This is a genomic window from uncultured Kiloniella sp. (assembly GCF_937128705.1).
GTDB lineage: Bacteria > Pseudomonadota > Alphaproteobacteria > Kiloniellales > Kiloniellaceae > Kiloniella.
The window spans coordinates 1-7,546 of record NZ_CAKZMP010000142.1; the positions used below are offsets into that span (position 1 = coordinate 1).

General features: G+C 46.3%; 8 protein-coding genes. 4 read left to right on the plus strand and 4 right to left on the minus strand.

Annotated features, from left to right (window positions below):
• Positions 1–316: 316 nt before the first annotated feature.
• A complete protein-coding gene (locus Q0241_RS08010) occupies positions 317–721 on the minus strand; it encodes a nuclear transport factor 2 family protein (RefSeq protein ID WP_299375749.1) in 405 nt (134 codons plus the stop codon).
• A 71-nt stretch (positions 722–792) separates the two neighbouring features.
• A complete protein-coding gene (locus Q0241_RS08015) occupies positions 793–1,218 on the minus strand; it encodes a VOC family protein (protein WP_299375752.1) in 426 nt (141 codons plus the stop codon).
• A 163-nt stretch (positions 1,219–1,381) separates the two neighbouring features.
• On the opposite strand from Q0241_RS08015, the gene Q0241_RS08020 reads away from it, so the two are divergent.
• Positions 1,382–2,305, plus strand: a complete 924-nt coding sequence (locus Q0241_RS08020) for a LysR family transcriptional regulator (RefSeq protein WP_299375755.1) — start codon at positions 1,382–1,384, stop codon at positions 2,303–2,305.
• Here the strand turns inward: Q0241_RS08020 and Q0241_RS08025 are convergent.
• Positions 2,302–3,123 (minus strand): MBL fold metallo-hydrolase, encoded by an 822-nt coding sequence (locus Q0241_RS08025; RefSeq protein ID WP_299375758.1) that lies wholly within the window; start codon positions 3,121–3,123, stop codon positions 2,302–2,304. The two genes, Q0241_RS08020 and Q0241_RS08025, sit on opposite strands and share 4 nt — an antisense overlap.
• A gap of 161 nt (positions 3,124–3,284) precedes the next feature.
• Here Q0241_RS08025 and Q0241_RS08030 point away from each other — a divergent pair, with 161 nt between their 5' ends.
• Positions 3,285–4,337: a DMT family transporter gene (locus Q0241_RS08030; RefSeq protein WP_299375761.1), complete on the plus strand. Its 1,053-nt coding sequence runs from the start codon at positions 3,285–3,287 to the stop codon at positions 4,335–4,337.
• 39 nt (positions 4,338–4,376) lie between these two features.
• The gene (locus Q0241_RS08035; RefSeq protein ID WP_299375763.1) at positions 4,377–5,396 is read left to right on the plus strand and encodes a DMT family transporter; all 1,020 of its coding nucleotides are present in this window, start codon (positions 4,377–4,379) and stop codon (positions 5,394–5,396) included.
• A gap of 33 nt (positions 5,397–5,429) precedes the next feature.
• On the opposite strand, the gene Q0241_RS08040 is transcribed toward Q0241_RS08035, so the two are convergent.
• On the minus strand, positions 5,430–5,645 hold the full coding sequence (locus Q0241_RS08040; protein ID WP_299375766.1) for a hypothetical protein: 216 nt from the start codon (positions 5,643–5,645) through the stop codon (positions 5,430–5,432).
• A gap of 308 nt (positions 5,646–5,953) precedes the next feature.
• Here Q0241_RS08040 and Q0241_RS08045 point away from each other — a divergent pair.
• On the plus strand, positions 5,954–7,546 hold a 1,593-nt coding region (locus Q0241_RS08045), incomplete at its 3' end, for a hypothetical protein (protein WP_299375769.1).

Sequence of the window (7,546 nt, forward strand, 5' to 3'; positions counted from 1 at the left end):
ACAGATAAGAAGTTAAAAAACTATAGGACGCAAGAAGAAAGCTGATCTTAGAGTGAAGATAAAAAGGTAAGTGGGTGTGTTCGATTATTCTCTTTAACTGACTAGGGTTTGATGGTTAGCCAGTATAGGGAACGCCCACACGCACTTATATTATAGGTTTTCTATATTTGCCAGATATCTGGTGACCGGGCAATAAAATGGAGAGCCGGATAAATGAATGGGCTCTCCATAAAAACAACTATATCAGTGAATATATATCTGCCAGAGCAAATACTTCTGAAGCCAAATATTATGGAACAAGCAATATCCCATGGGGTTAGAGCGGGGTTACATCAACATAAACCTGATAATCCTGAATAAGACTGTTTTTTATTTCTAAAACCGTTGCAAAGGGAAGTGAGAGTTCACTTTGGTCCAGCCGTTTGTAATGCACTTCGCCCTTGCAGATAATATCATCGCCCTGTGCCCATATGCTATCAATTCTATGGGTCATTGTATCAATTATCTGAAAGAAATTATCATTCGCTTCAAGTACGGCTTTCTTGCCCCGTACAGGATCAAAATTACCAAGCTGAAACCGAAGATCATCAGCCAGAAAGGTACTCAGTTTCGATGTGCTTTTTTCATCCACAGCTTGATACAAGTTGGTGATCAGATTGGTGGCTTCTAATGTCGAGATTTTTGTATTCGACAAAGGTGTTTTTAATACGAGGCTTGTCATTCTTTTCTCTTTTGCTGTTGGTGTGGGCAGGGGCCGATTTTAATAATTATTTTTGATCTTATTCAGGGTACTTAAGGCGTGTCATAGAGGTTTCGTTCAGCAGGATCATCGCTGTAATATTGGATAAATTCGAATTGGAAACCTTCGGGATCGACAAAATAGACCGTCTTGCGAAATGGATGGTCTCCGCCCAGAATGTCGATTTCAAAGCCCTTGTTCTGAAGGCGTTCGATAATGCCCTCGACGTCATCAACTTCAAAACCGAGATGAGCGAGGCCGGGGTTATGCCCCGATAGTTCGCGGTTTTCACCTTCGCCGTTATCGTTCAGTGTGATGTAGGTGGCATCGTCCCCCACATGTAACCAGCGACGGGGCTTTCCCTTCCATGCCATTTCACCTTGGCCGCGGACGATCCATTTGGGAAAGGCAGTTTTGATAAAATCCAGGGTCGCTGCTAAATCAGTGACAACCAAATTAGCGTGTTCAAACCGTACCATGGGACTCTCCTTTTGTTATCTTACGTGATGTTGAATAAAGCTTTTGTGTGTTTGATTCTAAAATAGGGAGTTTCTTCAGGGGATATAATTGCTATAAATGGAAACTAATAGGTGAGAAAAAGTTGACAGTTATTGCTGCCTTGGCTGGGTATCAGGAGAACGAATGGAAAGTATGAATGCGATACCCGTCTTCGTGGCAGTGGTTGAAGAGGGGAGCTTTGCCGCTGCTGCTCGGCGTCTTGGGGTGACAAAATCGGCGGTGAGTAAACGCATTTCCCAACTTGAAGCCCACTTGGGTGTACAGCTGCTGCACCGTTCAACGCGCAAATTAAGTCTTAGTGAAGCCGGAGAGCAGTATTTTGCTCATGCGATCCAGTCTTTGGCTGCGGCGCAGGATGCTGAAGATGCGGTGGCTCAGTTACAGGGGGCACCACAGGGGCGATTGAGGATCAATACGCCAATGTCTTTTGGCCGCTTGCACATTGCCCCGCTTGTCCCCGGCTTTCTTGCCACTTATCCTGGTGTCGGTGTTGATATGGTCATGGATGATCGGGTTGTTGATATGGTCGAAGGCGGCTTTGATCTGGCTATCAGGGTACGAGCTTTGGAAGACAGTGCCTTAATTGCGCGAAAACTTGCGCCTTGCCATAATCTTTTGTGTGCTGCGCCTAGTTATCTGAAAAAGCATGGTACGCCAAAACACCCACATGATTTACAGGAACATAATTGTTTACAATATGCCTATGCCAGTAAAAACCACACCTGGCGGTTTGAGGAAACAAATAATGGGGATGTTATTAATCTGGATGTAACAGGCAGTTATCAGGTTAATAATTCAGAAGCTCTTCGTGAAGCCCTTATCGCAGGTGTCGGCATTGCACGTCTTCCGACCTTTATTGCCAGCGCTGACATTAGTGCTGGACGTTTGGTGCCGTTATTACCCGACTACAAATTACCCAGCCAAATTATATATGCGGTTTTTCCTGAACGTCGTCATCTTCCCGCCAAGGTCAGGGTTTTTATCGACTACCTCGTTGAAAAAATTGGCGGAGATCACCCATACTGGGAATTGGATGTTGTGCGTTAGACTAACTCGTCTGTTAAGGCGTTGATATAACGAGTGACCGAACGTTCCACCGCGTGCTTTCCGTCTTTACCAATTGTCCGGCCCTCAAAGGCGCCATGTACGGTGTCAAAATCGAAATCGGCAACTGAATTTCCAATTTCTCGCACCTTGCTGGCAGGCAATGGAATATAGTTTGGATAGCTGCGCATGAAGCTGACGTGTTTACGGTCCGCGACAACCTGCATGATGTCCCCGGTAAAAAGAAAGCCTTTGTTATGTCGCCAGTGAAGAACGGTGCCGCCCGCGAAGTGACCGCCGCATTTAATCAGGGTAACATCAGGGTTCAATGTTAAACTGTTTCCTGTCCAATGATTAATGGCGGGATGAGGTTTTTGAACCCATTGCGCATCATTATGATGAAGGTAAATAGAGGGATGATCAAAAGCATCACTCCAATCGCTCATCGCTGTGTAATAATGTGGATGTGAGATTGCGATAGCCGTAAGTCCACCCCGGCTTTTGATCCAGTCCATTGTTGGTTGATCCAGAATGGCAAGGCAATCCCACAGAATATTGCCATGGGGCGTTTCTATGAAAAAAGCACGCTGACCAATCGCTGCGCGTGGGGTTATTTCAAAGCTATGTAAACCGGGAAAATGTTCCGTACGCTTTAGGCTGTGTCGGGCCTTCAATTGAGAGGATGTTATCCATTTTTGCCCTGTTTCAGGGACGTACTGACGTTCATCCTCACAGATCGGACAGTGTGTTGGCGGGGCTTTTGGATCTGAATTCAGTTCTGGGTACTGGGTACCGCAAGTGACGCAGAGGTATTCTGTCATGTCGTGCCTTTCCATGTGGCTGTCATATATATGAAATCAGGGGGGATACCTTTCAAGAACGATCCTATTTTTACAAAATGAATATTTTCTACAATCCTGCTTGCAATTAAAATCTAAACCTTGCTCTATGGTTTAATACTTATCAAAACTGGAACAAGCCTATGGCCCCAAAGAATCACATTTCCGGGAATAGTGGTCCGTCTGCAAACATTGAAAATGCAGGGGTTGACCCGCGAGAGAACTTTAAGGGTGCGGCCTTTATGGTGGTCAGTCAGGCGGCGTTTGTTTTCAATGATGCTTTGATGAAGCTGGCTTCGGCTGATCTGTCTTTGTTTCAGACAATTTTTCTGCGCGGACTTTTTACGACGTTGTTTCTGGGGCTTATTGCCTGGCGAACCAAGGCACTGTTTCATTCGGTTTCAATCGCGGACAGAAAAGTTCTGGCCTTTCGAATTTTTGGTGAAGTCGGGGCCACGCTCTGTTATTTGACGGCTTTGTTTAACATGCCGATTGCCAACTCAACGGCAATTCTACAGGCTTTGCCATTGGCTGTTACTTTGGGGGCGGCACTCTTTTTGGGTGAAACCGTGGGGTGGCGGCGTTATTCCGCGATTGCGGTTGGTTTTATTGGTGTTTTGATCATTGTCCGACCGGGGGCAGAGGGTTTTAACGCTTATTCCTTCTGGGCCCTGGCTGCGGTGGCTTTCATTGTCATGCGTGACCTTGCGACCAAGAAGGTCTCTAACGCGGTTCCTTCAATCTACGTTGCCTTGTTGACCTCTATCTTTTTAACCCTGACGGCTGGGGTCTTGCTGCCCACATCAGGATGGCAACCAGTTCAGGCGATTTCCCTAGGGTACCTGACCGGTGCTGGCTGTTTTGTCATGGTTGGTTATCTGAGTGTTATTATCGCCATGCGCCGGGGCGAGACCGCTTTTGTATCCCCCTTCCGCTATACAATTTTGCTTTGGGCGATCTTGCTCGGGATTGTTGTTTTTGGGGATATACCCGATTTCTGGACAATTGTCGGTAGTCTTATTCTGGTCATTACGGGTGTCTATACCTTCTATCGTGAAAACAAGCTAAAAAAGCGGGCTGAAGCCCAAGGTGGGCAAGACACAAAATCGCCCCAAGATGATGATGATGCGGAGCAAACCATCTGGCCGGAAAAGATAAAGGATCTGGAAAAGGCCGAAGAGTTGATTAATCGATAGGCGTAACCGATAAGTTATTGGGGTGAGGGGAAAGTTTAATTGAGCGGGCCAAGCAAGAAAGCAGATCAGACAAGCTGTAAAACATCAGGTGATGAGAACGAGCCTGATAAAGCTGTTGGGAAGAATATTGTTGCCGAGACAATTGCGCTTGATGCTGCAATAGCTGAAACCACGGACCAAGGTGATCGCGGCGCTAAGGGAAACCTGCGCGGGGCTTTGTTGATGTCTCTTGGGATGGCAGCCTTTATTGGTAACGTGACGCTGATGAAGCTTGTTTCTTTTGATCTGACCTTGTTTCAGGCGATTTTTCTCCGTGGGTGTTGTGCGGCGCTGGTTCTGGGGGGCTTTGCCTGGTACCGCAAGGAACTATTTATTTCTTTAAGCGGGCAGGATGCCAAGGTGTTGATAATCCGGGTGATCGGTGAAATTGGTGCATCCCTTTGTTACTTTATGGCCCTTTTCAATATGCCCGTTGCCAATGTAACGGCGATTTTACAGGCATTACCCCTAGTGATCACTTTGGGGGCAGCGGTCTTTTTGGGCGAAACGGTGGGGTGGCGACGCTATGGCGGCATTGCACTGGGCTTTGTTGGCGTTCTGATTATTGTTCAACCGGGAACCGATGGCTTTAGCGTCTATTCGCTGTGGGCGCTTGCGTCGATGTTATCGGTCGCGATACGGGATCTGGCGACGCGAAAGATATCGTCGGGCCTACCATCCCTGTTCGTGGCCTTTGTAACAATGGTATCGGTTACGCTTGTTTGTGCTTTGTTATTGCCGACCATGGAATGGAAAGAAGTCACGGGCGATACAATCGGACTTTTGATGGGGGCGGCTTTTTTCATCATGCTGGTTCATATCACCCTGATCCGGGCAATGCGCGTGGGCGAAGTCGCCTTTGTTGCCCCTTTTCGCTATACCGTGATGGTCTGGGCGCTGTTGGTCGGCTATTTTGTCTTTGATGAACCACCGGATACGGCAACCGTCGTTGGTTGTAGCCTGTTGATTATCACTGGCCTTTATTCTTTCTGGCGCGAACGCAGAATTAAAGGTCTTTGATCTCAGTATTTCAAAGAGTGTCTCGTTAGAGAATTAAAAATCTTCGGTATGGCAAACTTTATCAGCAAGGATGGTTAGCCAAGAAATGACTTCGCGGCTTTCTGGTGAAAGCTTGGCAGTTTCCAGTTGTTCGTCGCTTGCGTGTATCTTCAGGTCATTCCACTTCTGGCAAAAATCACTGAGGTCTCTTGGCTTGAGAGTGTCCTGATCGGGTACTATTTGTGGGGTCGGTTTATGACGTCCGGTCACACTTTTATTTCCTATTCTGTTTTATTAAGTATTTGCTTTATATAGCCTATGTTTGCCTCTCGGTGAGGCTTTGATCGCAAAGGTTATAATGAGCTTTGATCAAGTTTTAATCCGCCAATCTAGAATTGAATTTTTTATATAGTGTATTATGAAGCAGTTATGAGGTGAGGTAGCGTCCAAAAAGCGTGAAAAAAACGTAAAAGGTTTTTTAACTTTCTCTACAAGTGGTAATCTCTGTGAACTTAAAAGGGTAATTTAGAGGCATCGGTCTGATGCTTCTGATATAGGGATAGGGTCTGGGTATAAAAATGCAAAATAACCCGGCAGCAAAAACACTTAAACTGCGGCTTTACGGCACCTTTAGTGCTGAGTGGTCTGATGGTAGCAAGCTCAATGTACGTAGTACAAAACTACGGGCAATGATTGCGCTGTTGGCAATGGCGCCGGATATGACCCGAACACGTTCGTGGCTACAGGATAAACTGTGGTCGTTATCGGGGGTGGAATTGGGTCGCGCAAGTTTGCGCCGGGGATTGAGCGATTTGAAACGGGCGATTGGCCCCGACTTTGACAGCCTGTTTGTTGTTTCTCATGATAATATTGGTCTTAATCACGATCTGGTTGAGCTGATTGGCACATCCGCCGAAGGTGAGTTTCTGGAAGGCTTGGAAATTGCCGAAGGTGGCTTTACATCATGGGTAAATGAACAACGAAGTAACCGCCCTCAGCTAAGTTCTGCGTTAGAGTTTTTTAATCCGTCGGATAAAACCGGCATTTTGCCAGCTGTCGCTGTTCTTCCCTTTTTGCAAAGTTTCAAACGGGACGGTGAAAATGTGCTGGGGGATATGCTGGCCGAAGAAGTTTCGCGCGCCCTTTCAAGATCGCAGTTGATCGACGTTATTTCCCATCTGTCATGTCGTAATCTGAATATGCGCCTTTTAAATTTGGCAGATGTCCGACGTGCCTTGAATGTAGAATACGTTATTCACGGCAGCTACCGTTTGTCAGGGGATAGCTTTCATCTGGATGCTGATTTTCTGGATGCAGATAGTGGTCGTATTATCTGGTCGCGGCAGTTTTCTGCAAAGATGTCAGATTTTCTCAATGGTGGGCAGGAAATTGTCGCTGATATCTCTCGCCAGATTGGGCAGTCCATTCTATCGACGTCTATTGAGTTGGCGACGAGCAAGCCGCTACCAGAAGTGGCCAGCCACGCATTACTGGTTTCAGGCGTTGCGTTGATGCACAGGTTAAAGCTTGCAAGTTTCGCCAAGGCCAGACCATTGATTGAAGAAATTATCCGCAAATCACCCAATCATGCGTCTCTCTATGCTTGGTTGGGTAAGTGGTATGTTCTGTCTGTTCATCAGGGGTGGAGTAGTGATCTTAAAAAGGACAGCCAGATCGCAAGGGATTGTACAGCTAAAGCCTTAGATTTAGATCCTGACTGTTCATTTTCTTTAGCTGCTGATGGTTTAGTACATAGTAATTTGTTAAAAGAATTTGATGCTGCAGAACGTCGATTTGATAGAGCAACAGAACTAAACCCTAATGATGCTTTGGCTTGGTTGCTCAAGGGAACCATGCACGCATTTCGTGATGAAGGAATGAAAGCTGTTTCCTTTACTAAAAGGGCCTGCTCATTGTCTCCACTTGATCCTCAAAAGTATTATTTTGAGTCTTTAACTGCAACAGCCCTAGCGGCAGATCAACAGTACGAGTTAGCGTTGGAGTATGCTGAAAGTTCTCTAAAGGAAAATAGAAGGCACAGTTCAACGTTAAGGGTAAAGACAGCCTCCCTACATTTCCTAGGTAGAGAAGTTGAAGCGCAAGAGGCGGCTAAAGAACTTTTGATATGCGAGCCAAACCTTACTGTTGATGGCTGGCTGATGAACCACCCT